14 protein-coding genes and 1 pseudogene are annotated in these 19722 nt (G+C 56.9%); 3 read left to right on the top strand and 12 right to left on the bottom strand.

All coding sequences use genetic code 11. The features are described from left to right. Nucleotides 1–46: 46 nt before the first annotated feature. Nucleotides 47–5635, bottom strand: coding sequence for a DUF3320 domain-containing protein (locus NLY37_RS27695; RefSeq protein ID WP_031246207.1), 5589 nt, complete (start codon nt 5633–5635; stop codon nt 47–49). A 476-nt stretch (nt 5636–6111) separates the two neighbouring features. Here NLY37_RS27695 and NLY37_RS27690 point away from each other — a divergent pair, with 476 nt between their 5' ends. After that, nucleotides 6112–6999, top strand: a complete 888-nt coding sequence (locus NLY37_RS27690; protein WP_156932630.1) for a thermonuclease family protein — start codon at nt 6112–6114, stop codon at nt 6997–6999. 33 nt (nt 7000–7032) lie between these two features. Here the strand turns inward: NLY37_RS27690 and NLY37_RS27685 are convergent, their stop codons facing one another. From NLY37_RS27685 to NLY37_RS27660, 6 genes and pseudogenes are all read right to left on the bottom strand, one after another. Next, the gene (locus tag NLY37_RS27685) at nt 7033–8187 is read right to left on the bottom strand and encodes a DUF4236 domain-containing protein (protein ID WP_023672191.1); all 1155 of its coding nucleotides are present in this window, start codon (nt 8185–8187) and stop codon (nt 7033–7035) included. 59 nt (nt 8188–8246) lie between these two features. Then, complete coding sequence (locus tag NLY37_RS27680) at nt 8247–9287, bottom strand: OmpA family protein (protein ID WP_031215323.1); 1041 nt, start codon at nt 9285–9287, stop codon at nt 8247–8249. Beyond that, entirely contained in the window at nt 9284–10597 is a 1314-nt protein-coding gene (locus tag NLY37_RS27675) for a hypothetical protein (RefSeq protein WP_023672193.1), read from the bottom strand. The genes NLY37_RS27680 and NLY37_RS27675 overlap by 4 nt, the downstream gene beginning before the upstream one ends. After that, the gene (locus tag NLY37_RS27670) at nt 10597–11415 is read right to left on the bottom strand and encodes a hypothetical protein (RefSeq protein ID WP_031215325.1); all 819 of its coding nucleotides are present in this window, start codon (nt 11413–11415) and stop codon (nt 10597–10599) included. Before NLY37_RS27670 ends, NLY37_RS27675 begins: the two co-directional genes overlap by 1 nt. Beyond that, entirely contained in the window at nt 11408–12841 is a 1434-nt protein-coding gene (locus tag NLY37_RS27665; protein WP_031215327.1) for a hypothetical protein, read from the bottom strand. Before NLY37_RS27665 ends, NLY37_RS27670 begins: the two co-directional genes overlap by 8 nt. Before the next feature lie 284 nt (nt 12842–13125). Beyond that, nucleotides 13126–13611 (bottom strand): annotated as a pseudogene (locus NLY37_RS27660) (transposase); the annotation flags it as partial. Between the two features lie 71 nt (nt 13612–13682). Between NLY37_RS27660 and NLY37_RS30830 the strand changes: the two are divergent. Then, nucleotides 13683–13898, top strand: a complete 216-nt coding sequence (locus NLY37_RS30830; protein ID WP_348626555.1) for a DUF6471 domain-containing protein — start codon at nt 13683–13685, stop codon at nt 13896–13898. A 56-nt stretch (nt 13899–13954) separates the two neighbouring features. Here NLY37_RS30830 and NLY37_RS27650 read toward each other — a convergent pair whose 3' ends face one another. Next, nucleotides 13955–14623: a hypothetical protein gene (locus NLY37_RS27650; protein WP_023672197.1), complete on the bottom strand. Its 669-nt coding sequence runs from the start codon at nt 14621–14623 to the stop codon at nt 13955–13957. A 22-nt stretch (nt 14624–14645) separates the two neighbouring features. On the opposite strand from NLY37_RS27650, the gene NLY37_RS27645 reads away from it, so the two are divergent. Further along, on the top strand, nt 14646–14888 hold the full coding sequence (locus NLY37_RS27645) for a hypothetical protein (RefSeq protein WP_023672198.1): 243 nt from the start codon (nt 14646–14648) through the stop codon (nt 14886–14888). 269 nt (nt 14889–15157) lie between these two features. Here NLY37_RS27645 and NLY37_RS27640 read toward each other — a convergent pair whose 3' ends face one another. The 4 genes from NLY37_RS27640 to NLY37_RS27625 all read right to left on the bottom strand — a co-directional run bounded on the left by NLY37_RS27640 (nt 15158) and on the right by NLY37_RS27625 (nt 19049). Next, the gene (locus NLY37_RS27640) at nt 15158–15655 is read right to left on the bottom strand and encodes a hypothetical protein (protein WP_031215328.1); all 498 of its coding nucleotides are present in this window, start codon (nt 15653–15655) and stop codon (nt 15158–15160) included. Between the two features lie 1000 nt (nt 15656–16655). Then, nucleotides 16656–17267: a nitrogen fixation protein NifQ gene (locus NLY37_RS27635; RefSeq protein WP_033001942.1), complete on the bottom strand. Its 612-nt coding sequence runs from the start codon at nt 17265–17267 to the stop codon at nt 16656–16658. A gap of 332 nt (nt 17268–17599) precedes the next feature. Further along, complete coding sequence (locus tag NLY37_RS27630; protein WP_084558962.1) at nt 17600–17791, bottom strand: ferredoxin; 192 nt, start codon at nt 17789–17791, stop codon at nt 17600–17602. A 40-nt stretch (nt 17792–17831) separates the two neighbouring features. After that, nucleotides 17832–19049, bottom strand: a complete 1218-nt coding sequence (locus tag NLY37_RS27625) for a cytochrome P450 (protein WP_023727121.1) — start codon at nt 19047–19049, stop codon at nt 17832–17834. Nucleotides 19050–19722 lie beyond the last annotated feature (673 nt).

Genomic DNA, 19722 nt, shown 5'->3' with positions numbered 1-19722 from the left:
TTCCGAGCTTCAACAGAGATTGCAACGAGGGCTCTACAATGCCCGGTCACACTTCAGCTAATGCCTCGCTCGCGGACTCGCCGGCCACCAACAAACCGTCTTGGGGCCGCAGCAAGCCCTTGGCAATCAAATCGGCGACCCCAGCTGAAATCAACTGCCGCAATTGTGCACTTGTGGCTTTGAAGCCCAGCATTCTCGCAACGGTTATTGCGATTTCTTCCTCCGTCGCACCGAGGTTGGATTTCACGACTTCCATGGCGCCTTGGGCGACTTCGTCCTGCGCAATCATTTCGGGCTTGCGCAATCCAGCGGACACGACGCCGCTGCGATCCCTGAGACGAACAGGAGCACCTGGCTTGAAGCAGAAGCTGCCTCGACGGGCTACTGCACCACCTCTCTGCGCTAGGCCTACCCCTCGCTCGATTGCATCCTGAATCCTGCCACCGGCCCGCTGCAGACCCCACGCGCCCCGAATACGCGAAACTATTTCGTCGACATGGATTGGTGTTTCTATAGCCACCACCTGCTCGACCAGTCCGGCCATGATTCCGCTGGGCGTCTCGTGGAGTTCGAACGATCCCGGTCGGTTTAGTTCGGCCTCTTCGTAGGCTCGATTGGGTATCTCGGATCCCTTTGTGCTTTCGAGACCGATTTCCGTCACGTTGCCTCTGTCGACCGTAACAACCTGCACGGCTACAGCACGATTTCTCTGGACCCCCAATTCGGCCCGCTCATCGAGCTCTTTTCTCGCAGCCTCAATCGCTAATATGGTTCGCTCCAGCTGCTCGCGTGGCCTCTGAAACCAGTCAGCGTTCCAGATGCGATGGATTATCCAACCATGGTCTTCCAGAACAGACTGCCGTAGCCGGTCTCGATCTCGGGCCGAGCGCGATGAATGATATTCTGCGCCATCACATTCGATGCCAAGAATATAGCGGCCTGGCCTCTCCGGATCAGCAACCGCGAGATCGATGAAGAAGCCTGCAATGCCAACCTGAGCATGAACCTGGTAACCCTTTCCGATCAGCGCGTTGGCTACCTGCTCTTCAAAGATTGAATCCATTTCGCGAACCGTGGCCTGGGCAAGCGAAATTCGTCCTGTTCTCGCGTAGTGCAAGAAGAGCTTGAAGGCGAAGATGCCTTTCCCTTTGCCACGCTCCAGGTCGATGTCCTCGTCTGTGATGGACGCGAATACTTCGCAGCTGCGCTTGGCGCGGCTTATGAGGACGTTGAGCCGACGCTCGCCGCCTTCCGCACCAAGAGGGCCGAAACGCATGGCCATGTACCCCTGCGCATTCTTGGCATACCCCACTGAGATCATGATCACGTCGCGCTCATCGCCTTGAACATTTTCAAGGCTCTTGACGAAGAATGGCTCGCTGAGGTGCGCGTGAAAGAACTCCTCCGTATCGGGATTTAGTCGCCGCAGCCCTTCGAGTTCATCCTGGATCGCGCGGCGTTGGCTAACCGAAAATGTTGCAACGCCTAGAGTCTCTCGCGGGTTCACCTTCGCATGACGGATGATCGCTTCGGCTACTGCTCTCGCCTCTACCGGATTGGTTCCTGTGCCACCGGAATCGAAGACCCCCTCTGGCACATGATGAAACCGCAACCCCATGCCTGCCTCTTGGGTATAGGGGCTTGGCACGATGAAAAGCCGGTTCTCGTAGAACTGGCTGTTCGATACGGCGATCAGAGATTGGTGACGGCTACGGTAATGCCAGCGGAGCATACGCTGCGGCAAGCCGCGGGCCGTGAACAGGCCGAGGATGCTTTCGATGTCGGCGACCTGCGCGCCCTCACCCTCGTCATCTTCAGACTGCGAGCCTGTCACCTTGGCGAAGAATGTCGTGGGTGGTAGTTGGCGTTCGTCGCCAACAACGACCACCTGATTGGCCCTGGCGATCGAGCCGAGCGCGTCCACAGGCTGTATCTGAGACGCCTCGTCCATCACAAGAAGATCGAAGGACATCCTGCCGGGCGACAGGAATTGGGCCACCGAAAGCGGGCTCATCATGAACACTGGCTTGAGTGCCTGGATGGCAGGCCCTGCCTTCTGCATCAACTGCCGGATAGGCATGTGGCCCCGTCTGCGCGCCATCTCAGAACGAAGCAGTCCGACTGGTCCAGCTCCGCCGTCTCTTGAAGGAATTTTTCGGTGATGAGCCGTCACAACTTCGATGGCACCGGCCTTGATCCTCTGTCGGTCCAGATCCGCGAAGTCACGTACAGCCCTGGAATGCAATTCCCCGTCGAACCTTGCCAGCTCCGGCTCATCGGTCGCCATCGCTAGAAACATTCGTTCGTAGTAGGCCATATCGAAGACTGATCGCGCCGATCCTGTTGTAATCTGGCCGTTGGCCAAGCCGTCTATCAACTGTCCCAGTCCAGCCTTTCGGGCTGTTTCGGATCGCTCTCCATAGGCAACCCATTTTGAGAGCTGTTCCTGATGATCAAGCCACCCCTCCAGTCGAGAAACAACCTCGACTATCGCGACGTCTGGAAAATCGTCTACTCCAAACAAGGAGGGAGCATCGGCTTTCAAATCCCCTGCAAGCGCCTTCAATTCCCGCGCTGCCGCTTGGGCCGCTTCACGCGCTGAACGCGCCAAGTTTGCGATCTCTTTTCTTTCAGGCAACCGCGCAGCCAAATGCCGGATTGAGCCATTTTCTCTCAGCCAAAGTTCGGCTTGCGCGAGAGCGGCCCAATCGGATCCTCGACCGAGCCACGACGAGCCGAATGCGAACTTGCCAAGGCTTTCCCCGTCCTCGATCTCTTGATCAAGCGCTTGTAGTCTGCCTAGTCGGCGTAGTATCTCCACCCGCTCACTGATCAGATCTGGAACGTCAGTCAGAACCTGTCGTGACGCGTCATCGGCTTGAGCTACAGTGCTTGCCTTCGCTTCCATCATTTGCAGCGAGGCCCGCTCGGCGGAAGCCACGTCACCTTGCAGGGATGAGGCAAGGTGGCCTAAATCGTTCCAAAACCCCTCGATAATCGGCTGACCGATGTCGATCACCTTACGAACTCGGACCGCACGCGCGCCCGCTTCAGAGCGCTCCGCCATCCGCCCGGCTATAATTCGCGGTTCCGAGCCAAGTCCCCTCAGCGTGCGCATCCACTCCACTAAGGCCTGGAGTGGTGCCGAAGACGATCTCTCACCGCGCCAATCGGCTCCGAAGGCGGAACCGCCAAAGGCGTCGCCTTCGCGCACTTTTGCTGCGGCCGCTTGGCCCTTCATTAGAATGTCGAGGAGACCCACTATCTCCGCCGCAGGAGCGCTAGGGGCCACCAAAATAGTCCGCACAAGTGCAGTGGCACGACGGTAGTCGCCATTCAATGCTTTCAATATTCCCGTGTGCTCGGCGAGCGCTTGCCGCGCCGCGGCCACGTTGGTACTCCACGCGGCATCAACAACTTTGCCCTGAAGCTCGGCTCTAGCAGTCTCTAGCGTTGCTACGCTGTCGGCAAGGTCACCAGCCTGTTCCAGCCCGGAGTCCCAAACTGTGGCTGCGAATGCCTCAGGGCTCGCATCGGGGGCTGCCGCAACTCTCTCGCCGGTCATCACTAACCTGAGGAGTCCTGCAAGCGTGTCCGGTAAAACCGTAGACCTCAGTTCTTGATTTAGCCGCTCAGCTTCTTCTCTTAAGCGTGGGAGCAACACGGTTAGCTGGCGCGCACGAACGAAACCATCTTTCGGAAAGTCTGAAGGAAGCTTAGCAAGCTCTGTCTCGAGACCTTCAATTGGCGTGTCGATAGCCGTCGCCACCAACTGCTCCGACAGTTCCTCGGATTTGCGGTTGAAATCTGTTCCTGTCCAGAGAAGCGATGCAATGTCCTTTGGACGCTCATCCCAAACCGGCGAGACTAGCGCCTCGGCAGGAAGTCCAGGTGCGGACGCGAGAAGCTCAGCGCGATCTTCTACCTCGCCGCTGTCGCTGAGGATTTGCGGAGGCTTCGCCTCGATCCGCTCAGCAATATCGGCCAGTTTGGCGTGCAGAGCCTTTGCTTGATCCAGCGACGACGCAATGCGTGGGACGAGCCTCTCAATGGTCGTTGGTAGGACGACATCCAGGCCAACTCCCCGCCATGGGTGGTGGATCGGCAAGCCGATCTCGTTGATCCGCTGAGACACGTCATCGAGAAGTTTGCGACGTTGCGAGACACCGTCATTCGTCCAAGCGGTGGCATCCTCAAGTTCAATGTCAACTGGCTTTTGCCCGTTCTGCCTTAGTCGGGTTAGCTGGCCAAGAACCTGGTATGGAGTGAGTTCGGACGTTCCAAATGGAACATGCATCCTTGTAGCATGTGCATTGAGTTTGTCCCTAGCCTCCAGCAGGCGTTCAGTAAGGGAAGAAGCAAGCTGTCCGCGAGGCGATCCGAGTTGCCAGGTGCGCCGCAACTCTTCCAGCATCATGCGCTTGTTTGCCTTGTTGCTATGGAGCTCAAGGCAGGCGTCCCCCACCCCCGCAGTGTCAAGCCGTCGCTTCACGACCTCAAGTGCGGCCATTTTTTCCGCAACGAACAGCACGGTCTTTCCATCGGCAACGGCCGACCCGATAATGTTTGCGATCGTCTGCGATTTTCCTGTCCCGGGAGGACCTTGGATAACGAGGTCGCGACCCTTTCTTGCATCATGGATCGCCAGCGTCTGAGAACTGTCACTGTCGACGATATGCAACATTTCGGCAGGCGCGATATGCGGATCAATCGCAATGTTGTCCGACATCAGCGGTTCGCGTGTTTCGAAACCATCTGAAAGAAGCGAGCGGATCTTCGGTTGTTCGATAATCTTTGCGCCATCCGGCCAGAGATCCGGATCCAGGTCACGGTACATCAAGAACTTAGCGAACGAGAAGAAGCCGAGCACCATATCATCGGCAAGAACCTGCCAACCCTCTTTGGTCGACACTGCTTCGGCAACGGCTTCGAGATAGGCCGAGACGTCGAAGTCGTCTCCTACTTCAAAACGCGGCAGGGCGAGCTTGTGAATGCGGTCGAGATAGAGTTCCAAGGAGAGGTTTGCGGTAAGATCTTCCGTACGAGCTCGCAGCCGAAACTTTTCTCCAGCGGCCCCTCGCTCCAGCCGTACCGGGACCAAAATGAGAGGAGCCTGACGGATGTTTTCTTTGTTGCTCGGGTCAATCCACTTCAGCATGCCAAGGGCCAGAAAGAGGATATTGACGCCCTGCTCTTCCTCAAGTGTGCGGGCATCATGGTAGAGATCAAGGAGCCGGCGCTGCAGCCCCGTTGGGGTCATCCTCGTCTGAAGCTTGGTGTCAGAATGTCGCGCAGATACCCCTCTGTCGTCGAATCCTTCGTCCTCAGGCTGAGCAAGAGCAACGGGGGAATAGTCGATTTCCTCGTCTGGAGGGCTGCTTTCAACCTGGCCTGCCTTCGGCCGATCCGGCTTGCCGGCCAGGAAGGTAAAAGCCTTTCCTTCGCTCACCAGCAATCGATAGATCTCAGACGACCTCTCGTCGACAATATCGATCGTCTTCGCGCTCTTTGAAAACCGTGGCACATTCAAAAGTCGGTTGCGAGCAGAAAGGTCGAGCAATTCCATCCTGGCTCGCTCGAGCTTTTCCTTTAAAGGCAGATCGCTTTGGAAGACCGATTTTTCAACTTCCGACACTCACACCCCCCTGATAGGCTGGACACATAGAGCCTAGACAAGGGCTGTCCGCAACATAAAATGCTGGTTTTTCAACCTCGAATGGCTGCCACCAACACTTCAATCGTTTAGTATTGTGAGCACTGCGGCTTGGTGGAAAAATTGCGGATGTTTGTTTAATGTTCCGGACACTTCGCATCCCCACCTTGATCTCGAGGTTCCCTTTCAGACAAAATGCCATCATACGTGTGGACGAGGTGTTGGCAGCTCTGGCATCCGCCTCGCCGGCCACGACCAACTGGCGCACAAGCCGACTTCTTTTTGAATCGGCCTCCTAATTTCATTCCGAGAAAACTTGTAGGCTCCAGCGCGGAAAGATGGTCGTGTTTACGGAAAAGGTAACTACAAAGTCGTGACTTCGGGCTGATCTGCGAAGGCACCATGGTGTTCAAAGCGCCGAACTACAAGGCAAACCAGCGCCAGCGAAAAAGGCGCCTATGAATGGTGCAGAGGCACGTTACAAATCATGCAGCTTGCGTTTCGCAAAGGATCGGAAATTGAATAACAATCGCTATTCTCATCGTCGCCGCGCGCGACCAAGGCGCGGCGCTGAACCAATCGTCCGCAGACGTTTCTCTCCAGATGTGCGCTTGCCTCTGATCCTGGTGATCGTGGTGGCCTTGGCTGCTTACGCGACCCACTATTTTACAGGCTCGGGTGACCAGTTACATGGTCTCGATATAGCAAACTCGGCCGGGTCGAGACGGGCGCCGATAGTAGGCATAGCATCGGTGATTGATGGAGACACGATAGAGATCCACGGGCAGCGCGTCCGCTTCAACGGCATCGATGCACCCGAAAGCCGCCAATACTGCAAAGACGCTAGCGCACATCAATACCCCTGCGGGCGCCGGGCGGCCGAAGCATTGGCGAATTTCCTTGCGGCTTCGCAGCCTGTCCAATGCACATTTGTTTCATGGGATCGGTACCGTCGCTTCGTCGGTGATTGTCGGCGCGCGGACGGTGTCAGCGCCGCGTCCTGGATGGTCGAACATGGCCAAGCCTTGGACTGGCCCCGCTATAGCCACGGCGCCTATGCGCAACAGCAAACTAATGCTGAAACCGCAAAGGTTGGAATCTGGATTGGGACGTTTGACAACCCTTGGGATTGGCGCGAACAACATGCCGAATCTGCGAGCCCAACCAAAAGCCCCCTTGGGCTTGTCAGCCGTCGCCAAGTAGCACAGAGCTACTCATGCCAACCTCGCCGCTTGTGCACGCAGATTTCATCTTGCGAAGAAGCACGTTGGTATCTCGCCAACTGCTCATGGGGGAGCAAGTTGGATCGAGATAGCGACGGGATTCCGTGCGAAGGCGTTTGCTGACCTGGGCTCACGCTTTGAACCCATCCCCAACCATCACTCCCTAGTGTGCGCATTTAGCGTTATGAATTGGCGGTCGGAGCTTCGATGCAATTGCGCGAGTGCCGATAGAGCTTGGCAAAATGGCTGGCTGACGTTTGTCTTGGAAAATTCCACCAGCTCGTTAAGTCCGGACGGGCTAGAAAACCGCAACGCTTCGTAGCGGCATACAGGGATCTGCCGATTGTCTTTGAAGCGCTTGTCAGGCCCGCCGTTTTTGTTTGGGTGAGCCCAGGTGTAGCTCACGATCTCCGCATCAGATGGAACTTTGCCGGTCTCGATAAAATTACTCGGGGCGAATTGGGTCTGCAGATCGGCATATCCGACTGCGCCGTATCGGTTTCCGTCCTTCACCAGCACTAGGTCAGGCATGAAGAAGAGCACCTGCCGACCCACATGGATTGAAGGAGGAGTAACGTTGCTGCGTACAACCTTCGGCAAGGAGCTTGTAAGTGTCGTGGGCTTTTTGTCGACCAGCATGCTGGCCCCGGCATTTCGCTTCCAAGCAGTCAGATCCTCTATCTTGCCGCCGGCAGCGACATGCCATCTCCCTGCGCAGCCGGTGAGAGTTTCGAACGCGCCGACAAGTCGCCCGTAGGCGGCCTCCGCGTCTTTTTCCAGATCGTAATAGAGCACGCTCACCCGGCGGTAACTGTCAAACCATTTGCCAATGAGCATACCCGGCACAAAGGCACCGATGCCCAGCACCGGTGCGGCACCTCCGAGCTTGGTCCCCACAAGGAAACCTGCAATCCCGAACAAAACCGCGAGTGCTACGGACAGCCGCGTCTGCGATTGCCTGGCATTGATTTCATCGAGCACATTGGCGAATGTCTCGTCACGCATTTCCACCACATCGCGGGACTCGATTTCTCTCATCACGACGCCGTCAGAGACGTATTCCGGGCGCGAGGATTGTGGACGGGGTTGCGGCGCAGATGGGGTCTGAGAGAGCTGAACTACCTTCTTCGCGCTGGCCTTGCCTAAAGTGCCACGATAGTAGAGCCCACCCACGCCGGCGTGGATGTAGTGACCTCTTGGCCCAGTGCCGATGCGGAGGCCCTTCACGCCAACGGAAGCGCCAACCCCACCGGACGAAAAGTTAAAGCGGAATGGTCCCGCACTGATCGATTTTCGAACGTAAAACCCCATAGCCCAATCCCCCCAACTCAACTGCCGTACCGACTAAGGCGCCAGTCTCTCGTCCCCATTCATGGCTTGGCGCCAGCAACCGGCGCCAATTTTGATCGCTGCCTCACCCTAATCTCGATGCGCCTTCGAGCCCGTACATCGCCAATCTGCGCTCCGTCGGTGAGATGATCGCCGGGCAGGATGAGCTGACCACCAGACATCGGCAAAATCGTAAACCCCTTTAATGCGGGCATGTCACTGAGCACACTTGTAACTGAAATCGCGCGGGCCAGCCCAAGACCGGCATTGTCGGCGGGATGGAGTGAGCCGATTTCCACTTTCCCTGACAGGACCGGTTGGAGCCCCTTGTCCATGTTGGAAGATTCGCCCGCCATTGCCTGTTCGTCCGTGTGTCCAATTACCTCAATCACGTCGACACCGTACGAGGTCGCAGTCCCGGCGATGGTCTTCGCAAGATCGCGCAACTTTGTTTTGAAGGCATTCGAAAGCTCTGCGCTTCCGGTATCGAAATTATAGCCATCCAGTTCGCTGAGACTGATGATCGGCGGCCAATCGTGAGGTTTTGCTGCTTGCGTCGGCTCTGCAGCCTCCTTGAGCACATCAGCCAGATCCTGCAGCCCTTTGTCGGTGCCGGCGTAACCAAATTCTCTCAAGACCTTCGCCGCATCTATCATGGCCTTGGTCTGATCAATGCTTATGTCGTTGTCCGCAAGGACTTTCGCGACAGGGGCATTTCGCACGACCTCCTCCAGAGAAATACCTGTTTCCTTGACCGACTTAACAGCATCCTTGGCCAGGACCAGCTCGCGCCATTGTTCGTCGGGAACGGTTCCTCCCCTCGTGGGCTGAAACACCGCTTTTATCTGAGCCAGAAGCCGCTTGTTCTCGGCTTCGAGCCTCTGCACGTTTTCCTTGTTTGATTGAGTGGCTCGCAGTGCCTCATCGGTCTCTTTCTGCTTTTTCGTGATGATAGCACCGGCTGCTAGCAACAGGCAGAACACCAAAAGCAGCATCGTCTCGGCCATGGTCAGGCCCAGTATCAAACCGCGGCCAAAACCCTTGCGCTCGAAGGCGACCGAAGTCCCGCCAGCGTCACTCACCTGCCCCACCAACTGGTTCGCTTAGGCGGTTCCGTTCGTTCGGCGGGAGGCTCGCTTCCCAGAGTTTGGAAAGCGTCTGGTTGGGGCTCAGGCTCGACCCGAATTGGTGCGCTCTCGACGGTGTCATTTGCGGCCAGATCTGCCAGTGGCTGTTCAATCGCGATAGGAGCGTTGAGAGGGGGAACAGGCCTCGGCGCGTGAAGGGTTCTTCCTGCCAAGGTTGCGACAAGGTCTCCGGTGTCCTTGCTTTGCTTTTGCACCACTGCGGCAAGCGCCTGGGTCAAGCGTTGTTGCGCTTGGACGCTCTCCGCTGTTTGCTCTGCGGCTGCCACAGCCTTTTCCACACCTGCGGCCACTTTAGCCACAGCATCAACGATGCCCGCCATGCGGGCTTGCTGTTCCTGCGAAGCCGTCTCTGTTTTGACAGCATACTGAGCGACCGCGCTGCCAAGAAGTTTCACCATCGGCGCCAGATCGTTCTTAAGGACCTCATCAGGGACGACAACCTTCTCCAACTTGGTGGCTACGCTTTCGGCCTGTTCACCCAGTCTGCCAACTGAAGAGGACATTGAGCTGTTGGCTTTGTCGAGCAGATCGGCTGCCGCCTCGACGCGCTGTGCGATCGACGAGAACTGACTTTCGATCTGCCCAAAATTGTGGCTCAAAGCATTGCTGAGCTTTCCCGAGGCCTCTTGAACTGGTCTGATCGATTCCATCGCGATTTTATCCAGGGCCGATCTTATGTGCTCTCCGTTCCGCTCCGCTTGAACGGCGATTTCGGCAAAACCCTCCTCCAACATCTGATTGCTTACGCGGCGAAAGTCAGCGAATTCCCTGGTTACACTTTCCATCTCGGCTCTTACACGCCGCGTCATATCCGCGAGTTCGTGCCTGACCGTCCGTTCGATGTCGGCAGGATCGCGGCGCATCTGATTGTAAAAGATCCGCAAAGCAATGCCCGTGATCGTCGACGTCACCGCGATACCAAAGTTCCTCACGATTGTGTCGGTGGATCCTTCGGAACCAAACTGAAACAGCGATACGCCGAGACTCGTCAACGTAAACAGGAAACCCATGTAGTAGAGATTGTCGCCTGTTTGCTCATCGTGGAGCCGTAGCTTGCCGGTGAAGACGGACGCGGCAAGATAGATGAGCATCAGGCACACCGGTGCGCTCGCCGCCATTATAGGGTCTACGCCCGACAGCTTGGCTATTGCGATGAACACGCAGCCACCCAGGGTTAGCGTCGCAAAGACGAAAAGGGGCAGGCTCGGATGTCCTAAGAACGACTCCCCTCGCTTCTTGGCCATTAGTTTAACCCCTCCAACCCTACCAGCTTCTCAAAATCACCATGATGGCTTTGAACCCACCGGGTCCAGAACTCTGCATGTTCGAAAGAGCCAAATGGCTTCTTCGCCCTATCGACGTAGAGTATCGTAAACCCGACGCCATCGAGCGATGTCCCGTAAGTCCTGTCAGCCGCGCTATCAAGGTACTTCTGATAATCGAGACCCGAACGATATTGTGAGTACAGCGCCGTATGTTCGATCATATCTGACGCGACTATTATTCGCTTAGCGGTCTTCTCTTTCGCCAAACTGCTGTCGAATAGCGACAGTTTGATTTTCTGAATTCCGGCCATGATCGGAGATTGGCTCGCGGATTCTCCATTGGGAATCTGGTCGGGAAGGTTCGTCAAAGGGTCCTCGAACGCATCTTCCCATTTCTTCTGCCGCCGAGACGGATTGTTCGTCCAGCTGTCGACCGTCGAGCCGTCGCCCGGATTGCATCCATCAAACATCACAGTCAGGTCGCCGGGCCTCGCGCCCAGCGTCAATATCTTGAGATAGCCGCCAGGCTCGACGCGCCCAATGGTCTTGCGGAATTCATTCTTCAGATCCGCCATGGTTATCGGCGAAATCGGGTCGGTGGCGTCGATCAAGACCGCTGTCAGGCTCACAGGTCCGTTCAGTGGGCAATTCGTGCTGATGTCGATTTGGTCCTTCCCGGATCTCGACCACATCCAAACAAAACCGGCCAGCATCACAGCCGACAGCACGGCCAATCCGGCTGCTGCGACAATTGTGCCGCCACTGCCTTTCTTTCTTCTGCGACCCGGCCTAGCCATTCACGCTATCCGGATGAAGCTTGTCGAGATCTCGGTACTGTTCGATCCCGCGCTCGCATTCCAGCCCGATGAGCCGCACCTGAGCGTTGAGTTCTTCCTGCGCGTCACGAATTGAGGCGCCCAGTTCCTTCTCGCTCCATTCATCGTCGGACGATATCAGGGGTTTTATGCGCTCAAGTTTGTAGGGTGTGGCAAAATGTTTTGGCGCTGGCTCTGTGCGGGCCTGGAAATTGGCCTCCCTGTACTTTGAGAGAAGCTGGTTGCAGGCTCGCTCCAGCTGGTCTTGATGCTGCGCAAAGAGCGTCAGCAGCCTCGACCGATGGTCGATGATCGCTCGATGCTCCCTGCGTCTGCTCCCCAGCCGCTTGACGATGTCCTCCACCTTCTCGTTGTGCTCATCGCGCACCTCTTGCAGAGCCTCGATGAGCTCGCTCTTGCGCTCGATGTAGTCTTCCCGGCGAGCCACCAATCTGTTTTCGACACCCGCATAGCCCGGGTATGGGTCGAGAACGAACCAGCCGTCGATAAACGCAAAGATCGAAAACATGAGACCAATGCCGAACAGAAGCCAGGATTTCACGTCCATAAGGCCAGCCGGATTGGCGAGCATGCTGCGCACGACCTCGACGCCGGCTCCGTCCACAAAGGACCCGCTAGCCTCGCGGTAATGCGCAAGCGCTAGGTTTATGGTCAATGCCAAGCCGATATAGGCCACTATCGACAGCGCGCCGATCAACTTCACAAAAAGCGATCTGTGAGTCACCAGGCGTGCACAGAATATTGCGAACAGCAGAGCGGCGCCGATGTTCAAAAACGAGAAAGCGGCGGCTTCGAGGAGCCCGCCAAAGAATCCCTGTTCATTTCCCTTTGCGAGGAAATTTCCGTTCATCGCCGTTTCAATGAGGAACAGGAAGATTAGCAGGGACACTCGGAAAACATGGGCCGCTCCGTGTTGAACCCTCACAGCCCGGACAAGCCCGTGCTTCTGTTTGAACCAGTCGTGTTCTTTCTCCGCATCGTTGAGCGATTTGCGCAATCCGTGAAGTTCGTCCAGGCCCACCGCGATCGAGGCCTTGAAATCGGAAACACTGGCGGCGTTCGCCTGACGGATCAGACCAAACTGCTCTTCAAAGTCGAGGCCAGCCAATCGGCCGGAGAGTAGCTGTAGGCTGTCTTCGAGTGTGTGATGTGCGGCCTTCTTTTCGTCCTCGACCCTCTCGATAACTGTGTGCTCTATATCGTCGAAATTCTTGGCCGTTTTCGGGGGCTGGTTAGCCTCGCCTCGCTGCGTTCCACGACCTTCAAGATCCATTTCGCGATCAATTTTCGCGACATCCAAGCTATTGAACAATTGGGTGCTGGCGCGGAAATCGTGATTTGCCTCTAGTAGAGACTCCCGCAGTTTATTTAGCTTTTCGAATTTTATTCCCACAGCACCGCACCCATTTTTGTACCTCTGCCCGCACAAATGGCTTCTATGCACAGTAGAAGCAAAGGGCAACTGCGTCTTCGCAACTTTGCGGTCCACTGCTCACGAGACGATCGTCTGATGTAAAAATGACAACGATAGCTGCCGTGGCAAGCGGACTTGGGCCAATGAATAGGCCAGGCAGCATACTCTTCTCCGCCGGGCTTTGTGGCGAAGGAACTGAAGATCACGCCAATGAGCTGCTAAAAATCGACTCCAGAGGCGTTCGCGCAGTAGCAGAAGCGCGCGCCCTCGGCGCGCACCACGCCACCAAAGTAAGCGCCGTCAATCTCGACCTCGCCTTCAAGGGTTTCGTTCTTGGTTTCAGCCGACAGGCTTCGCGCAGTTTGTGAGCCAGCACAAAGGCGGTCTTGTACTGCACGTCCAGATCGCGAGAGAACTGGACCGCCGACATGCCCTTCGCGCCGTTAACAAACAGGCAGATCGCGGCGAGCAGATCGACAAACGACAGCTTGCGCCAAGGCGAAGATCGTGCCCTCGTAACCGAGAACTGCGCCCCCGCAAGCGGCGCACTTGAACTTGCGACGGGTCGGAATGTCGTAATGATCCAGGCACCCGCATTTCCGGCAAACAGGCTCGCCTTGAGTCGAAGCCCAGCGAAGGCGCTTGAACGCGTCGTAAGCCTTTTCCTCGCCACCCTTGTAAATCTCTTTCAGAGAAAGGGAGCGGCTTTCGGCGGAAAGGAGGAAGTGTTGGGCTGTTGTCATCATATCCGGTTATATGCGGGGCTTGTATCGCCAAATACAGGGGCCTGTACCACCGACTGTGATGATATTTTTTGAGGCGAGGCTATGGCAGGCAAGGACGACCCGCAGACCGTCGAATACGAGACGAAGCCAAGAACCTTTTGAAGTCAGAGTTGAAGCGGAAGGGCGTTACCTATGCCCAACTCGCCGAAAAATTGGCGACTATGGACATTCACGAAACCGAGCGTAATTTGAACAACAAAATAAGCCGGGGGGCTTTAGCGCTGCGTTCTTACTGCAATGCTTAGACGCTATCGGGGGCATCCTCATTGCGGCTTTCGGAGTAGTTTTACTCGGGGCGGCTTTACCGCCAGACGAGCGCAAGAGCACTCAGCCCCAACATTCCGAACAGCATCAAGAGACCATAGGCAACCCTGTTGCGGCAAGCCCTCCGCCAGTCCAACAGGCAAATGAACCCCCAAGTTACACTAACCCATGCCAAGCAGGTCACGATGATCGCAGTTCCGATCTGTGTGCCCAGTGGAACGCTGCCGACGCTGCCCAACAGTCGGCGAACTGGACCACCATTGGCGCTATCGTGGGTGCTTTCACGCTCGCCGCTGCTATGGCCGCTGCTTACTACGCCAAAGAGGCTGCTAGGCACATCCAGCGCAGCGCCGACATTGCCGAAAAGGCTTTGCTCGATATCGAGCGCCCGTATCTGTTCGTCACCGCCACCAAACCGTTGGTGGGGGTGACGCACGATTGGGCTGACAAGCCCGACAACAAAAGACCAATTCCGGAAGCGGCATACTCGATCAAGAATTTCGGACGCACTCCTGCCATCATAAACAAGATTCGGGCGAGCCTCCGGCTTTGCAACTTGCCGCCAACTCCGCATTACCATCCCGGAGAAATCAATGACGTTGAACGGGTGCTCGGGGCAGACGATGCTCTTAGCCCTGCAGCTTTTGATCGCGGCGGCCCTATCACAAACAATGTGCTGAATGAGCTTTTCCTGTCCGATACTCACATAGGGGCGGGTTCCCTTCCATATGTATCTGTATGGCGAGATCACTTATACGAGCGTCAACGGGATCACCGACCAATTCGGATTTATCTACCGCTACTCGCCTCCCGGCAATACGTTCCATTTGCAGGACATTCCCGGCTACACCTACCGCCACCGTGACGTGAAGAAACATAAGCAAAACGATGACTTATCGGCCTTAGACTTGCTCCGGACGCGTAAAAGCGGCCTCGGGCGGTTGCAAGATCGCTACAATGTTTATTTTTGATATCCGCTCGGTAAGGCGCTTTTCGCTTAAGCAACTAGGCGTTCTCACATTTTTTGTTCAAGAACAAGGCGTTACACAACTTGCCTACGAGGCGGAAGCGCCTTAGGTGTCAACGTTTACATACGCGAAAGTGCCTAAACATCCTGCCTGCTGCGGATGGAAAAACGCTGACTGTAAAAGCCCGCCAACCTTTCGGCGGGCGGGCTTCCACTGCCGGAACTGGAGAGTGTCATGTCGACAGCCCCGACAGGTCGGAAAGGGGTCGCTGGTTAGCGGCGCGAGATCAGCAAGCAGAGCCGGCGCAGCTCACGATCATAGGTATCTTCGTTGCTAAGCACTTCGACGCAGCGCTTCTTCATCCGAGTGACCTGGGCGTTCGACATATCGCCGACAACGCTAGCCAGATTCGGGTTGCTCGAAGCGGTCGGGTTGCTGGGGTTGGCGGCTGGATTGGTTCCAACGCCGACATTTACGTCGGCACCGACCCCGGTGACGACACCGACATTGGCGCGGCCGGTGCCGATGGAAGCAGTCGCTCCGCCAGTGCCGCCGACGGAGGCTGCGGCATTTGCCCCAGAACCGCCTAGGGATACGCTAGCCGTAGCGCCGCTGTTGCCGCCCACATTAGCGCTGGCGCCTCCGCTGCCGACGGATACCCCGCCGACGCCTCCGACATTAATTCCAGCTGCAGTCGCTGGCATGCAAAGAATTACGAGAACACATCCGGCAGTCAGACTGCCCGTAAGAATTTCAAAAATTCTTGCCATAGTACGCCTCCTTGTTGCCCTGCAAAGGATGGGACATTTTTTGGGACCTACGGACCCCATAGTGACGCACTAGAGTTGAAAAACAACTTAACGGCCCGCGAAAGATTCGCTCTTGGATCATTACTTGGTAATTCTCAGGAGTCATATATAATAAAATTTTACTTTGGCTCCTACGTGATTTTTCCATTTGTCAGATAATATCATTCCCTAAGCACTCCAGGTGCGGTGCAACAAGGTTCAGGGATGACCGTCCGGCGATCAGTAAGCGGCTACTACCGCCGATCGGACATACAACGCTATATTAGCACCTTTTGACGAACCCGACCGGCGGGCCGAGCCAGAATCCCGTCAGCGCAAAACCTGCAAAATCGCTTCCGATGCTCGCCATTGACTAGCACGGAGGAAGTTCTGAGCGCCAAACACGGTGACCATCAACCTACGGCCGCTGGTAACTGTCGACGTCGAGCATTTCGCCTGGTTGAAAGCTATGTGGCGCCGAAGCGGAAGAAAACACTGCAGACCCCGTTTCCTAAAATCGTATCAGGGCATTAGCAGTGACGCCGAGCGGCCGCCGACCTATCGATTAACTCGGTCCGGAGCCAGAGCGTTATAAAGGAGCAAACACGCCAGAAGTGAGATGACGCTGCCTAGCAGTTGGTCTGCCGTCAGGCCGGAAAAATAGACGAGATCGAACGCCAGTACAGCCATCGCTCTAGCCACTCATGTTTGGAAAACCTAACGAGCTGGTCACCAAGTCCGGCCTGCTCAAGATCGCGCAACGTGTCCTTCAACTCCTTGCGCTTGTAGCGATTGATGATGCCGGCTTAGGTTGTGGCGGCATCTAACAAACATTCGACTCGCGCCTGCCATGACGACGACCCGCCGAAGCGAGCATCGCGAGCGCACAGTATTCAAATCCCCCAAGGCGTCCGTCGAGATTTGACAACAGACAGATGGCGCGGCGCGAGCTCTGACGCTGTACGACTGACGCAAGCGGCTCTCAATCCTGGGCGTTGTCCTTGGTCCGTGTGAGGCGGCTTTCGCCTTCCTCCGGGCCGAAGCAGCTTTCGAAATCATTGCAGTCCCGGCAACTGGGGGAGCTGCACAGCGAAAAGCCTTCGGCCTCGCAGAGCTTTCGGTAAAAGTATTTTTTCCATTTCATGTTTTGGGTGTTGCCGGCCGCCAGCGTCGGAAAATGCGAGGCGAGCAGGCGGCCGAGGTCGCTTCGACTAAAAAGGCCAAGGTCTTGCCAGAGGTGGTCATTGCGCATGGCACGCCGGGCGATGATCTTGGCGAAGCAGGCGCTTGCCTTGTCGTCGGGCCGGGCATGCGCCAGCAGCAGTCCGCGCAGAAGTTCTTCTTCCAGATCCGGCTCAGGCTCGCTCCCCTCTTCCAAGGCAAACGCGTTGATAGGAAAAGCAGGGAAACAGCGGGACAGGACATCGCGCAACTCGGCGCGCGAAAGTCCGGTTGCCTCCGTCGCCGTCGCCTCGCCGGCCTCGATCTCCTCGAGCGCACGTGAAAGCACACAGGCAAGCACATGCTGGTCGAACCTTCTCTCCAGCTGCGGCCATTGGCCGGTGCTGAGCCGGGCATAATGTTGGGCAAATATGGTGCGTTCTCCTGGTTTCGCCCTATCAAATCATGCAGAGACCCGGCCTGCCGCAACATGGGTCGGGCAGTTCTTCGGTACGGCACTCCGGGTCGCCTCGCGTCGAGTAGTTCGGCAATTCTCGTCTGGTCCATCGGCTCTGGCGCAAATTCTGTGATTCGAAGAGGTTCGCGAACCCCGGCCCTGCCGTTTGCGCCTCACGGGGAACACTGGCGCCGGAATTTGCCCCGCAGAGTTGGACGTGAACCGTGCGGGACAGAGGTCGCGTGCTGAGTGCGGCCACATGGTTCAAGCCGCCAGACTCACGGTTGAATGCCGTCTCATCCAGAGCGTCAGCGAGTGAGTTCCAGCGCACGTTCAGGACAGGATCGCGCGCCTCGTGATGCAGCCAGTTCCTCCCCTTCCGCAACTTCAATGTCACCAGGCAGGATGTAACCGTCATTATCGAGTTTAAAGATGTCCGGCGCTTGCGCCGCGCATCGCGCGTGGCCCTGGCATTTGGCCTTTTGGACGATGATGCGCATGGCGCTGCCTCCATTGTCTGTGCCCGGGCTCGGGGCGGGCCTAAGACCAGTCCAGGATCAAATTTTCGATCCCGAACACATGGCCGCCAGAAGTTATCGGCGCCGTACCCTGCTTGATCCTGAAAGCCGGGATGCGCGCCAGCCACTCCTCCAGGCCAATGACAATCTCGCGCCGGGCAAGGTGTGAGCCAAGGCAACGGTGGGGACCATAGCCAAACGCTGCGTGGCGGTTGTCCTCCCGCTCCAAATCAATCGTGTTGGGGCATTCGAATTCCGCCGGGTCACGATTGGCAATCATCGTGGCGCAGGAAACATAGTCCCCCTTCCGGATCGGCGCGCCTTCGAAGTCGATATCTTTCGTGGCCACGCGGATCAACTGAATGGGCGGATAGGCCCGCAGCAATTCTTCGGTTGCGAGCGGGATGCGGTCCGGTTCGCTCCGCAGCAATTGCTGATCTTTGAGGTTGCGTGCGAGGTACGCCAAGTCAAAGCCTATAGCTGCTGCGACCGTGTCGAGCCCAGCGACGAAGACAAGCACGCCGATGCCGCGGACTTGGGTGTCAGTCAGCCGGCGGCCCTCGACCTGTGCCTGCACTATAAAGGTCATGAAATCGTCAACCGCCTCATCGCGGCGCATGGCTGCAAGTTCGTCGATGAATGCCACGATCGTCCGGGCAGCCACAGGTCGTTCCTTATCGTCGCCGTGGAGCAGATCTTTCCCCCAGCCGACGAATGTATCGAGTCGGTCATCAGGCAACCCCAGAAAGCGAAGAAAGGTGCTCACCGCGAAAGGAAAGGCAAAATCCTTCATCACGTCGCAGCTTGTGCGCGACGCGGCGATCCTTTCGATCAGCTCGACCGCCCGTTCGCGGACAGCCGGTTCCAAAGCCAACACCCGCTTTGGCGAAAGCAGCGGATTAAGCAGTGAGCGAAAGACGCCATGGGCCGGTGGATCGAGCTCAAGCGGGATCGTCGGCCAGTTCTCACCCAGTATGGAGGAGAAGATGCTGCGATGGCTGGAAAAAGTCTCTGCGTCCTGCAGCACCTTCCGCTGGTCCGCGGCACGGGTGATGACCCAGGTACCCCGGCCATCTTGCGTGTTGTAGCGGGAGTAAAAGATCGGAGGCCCGTCATGTACGCAAGCGACAGCTGCGTGTGGATCCCCGTTGGGTGTTGGTGGCATCCCTGGCGATGTAAACAGGCTGAAGTCCCTCACCATTTCGGGCGGGACATGATCTGGAACGGGGTTGGTCGCCATTTTGTTTTCTCTACATTGGCGTTCATGGCTCAATTGAGATTGCACCGCTGTTCATAAAGTCGATTTCCAGCATGGGCACGTCTCTTGTCGGGCGCCTTCTAGATTCTGTCGCCTGATACAGCCCACCTGCACCAGCGCGGATGAGATGGGTTGCGAAGTCGATCAGAAGGGCATCTCCGCCGCGCTCCGGTCATGAAGCAAAGCGGCCGCTTCCCCGTTAGGGTTGAGAGACTGGTCAATCACCTCTGCCCTGCTGATCAAATTGTCGAAGCAAGTCGCGTGCCGGATAGGGTAGCCATGGCGGTGCACCAAGCAATGCCAGCCTGCGCTGGGTCTGCCGCTGATGATCACCTGTCCATCATTCTTATGACAACGTCCGACAACCGACATCCGTGGTCGGTTTTGTCGAGCCCGCGACATCGGGCTGTTCGGCTTGGCTGTTGCTGCACAGCCTGCCGGTCGACGAGCGAGTAGATCGCTCGCACGGCCCGGATTGAGCAATGACGCGATCCAGCGCAAGGATCGGGTGCGGTCCGAGAAGACCCGACGGCGCTTGCGCGAGACGATCGGAAATATCAAAAAGGTCAAGCCGCGCTTCGGTTCGGCGCTAATGGCGTATGCGTTTTATCGCTCGCAGGCGCTGCAAGGCTTTTCCGGCAGACGGCGATGCACT

Source organism: Mesorhizobium sp. C395A (assembly GCF_030323205.1).
In the GTDB taxonomy this organism is placed as follows: Bacteria; Pseudomonadota; Alphaproteobacteria; order Rhizobiales; family Rhizobiaceae; genus Mesorhizobium.
The sequence above is the reverse complement of the archived record's forward strand: the minus strand, read 5'-3'. Positions and strand labels throughout refer to the sequence as shown.

Coding starts and splice junctions, on each gene's coding strand:
- NLY37_RS27645 (WP_023672198.1), top strand. CDS start 14,646: ATGTATCTGTATGGCGAGATCACTTATACGAGCGTCAACGGGATCACC.
- NLY37_RS27685 (WP_023672191.1), bottom strand. CDS start 8,187: ATGGGGTTTTACGTTCGAAAATCGATCAGTGCGGGACCATTCCGCTTT.
- NLY37_RS27630 (WP_084558962.1), bottom strand. CDS start 17,791: ATGCGCATCATCGTCCAAAAGGCCAAATGCCAGGGCCACGCGCGATGC.
- NLY37_RS27675 (WP_023672193.1), bottom strand. CDS start 10,597: ATGGCCAAGAAGCGAGGGGAGTCGTTCTTAGGACATCCGAGCCTGCCC.
- NLY37_RS27670 (WP_031215325.1), bottom strand. CDS start 11,415: ATGGCTAGGCCGGGTCGCAGAAGAAAGAAAGGCAGTGGCGGCACAATT.
- NLY37_RS27640 (WP_031215328.1), bottom strand. CDS start 15,655: ATGGCAAGAATTTTTGAAATTCTTACGGGCAGTCTGACTGCCGGATGT.
- NLY37_RS27690 (WP_156932630.1), top strand. CDS start 6,112: ATGAATGGTGCAGAGGCACGTTACAAATCATGCAGCTTGCGTTTCGCA.
- NLY37_RS27625 (WP_023727121.1), bottom strand. CDS start 19,049: ATGGCGACCAACCCCGTTCCAGATCATGTCCCGCCCGAAATGGTGAGG.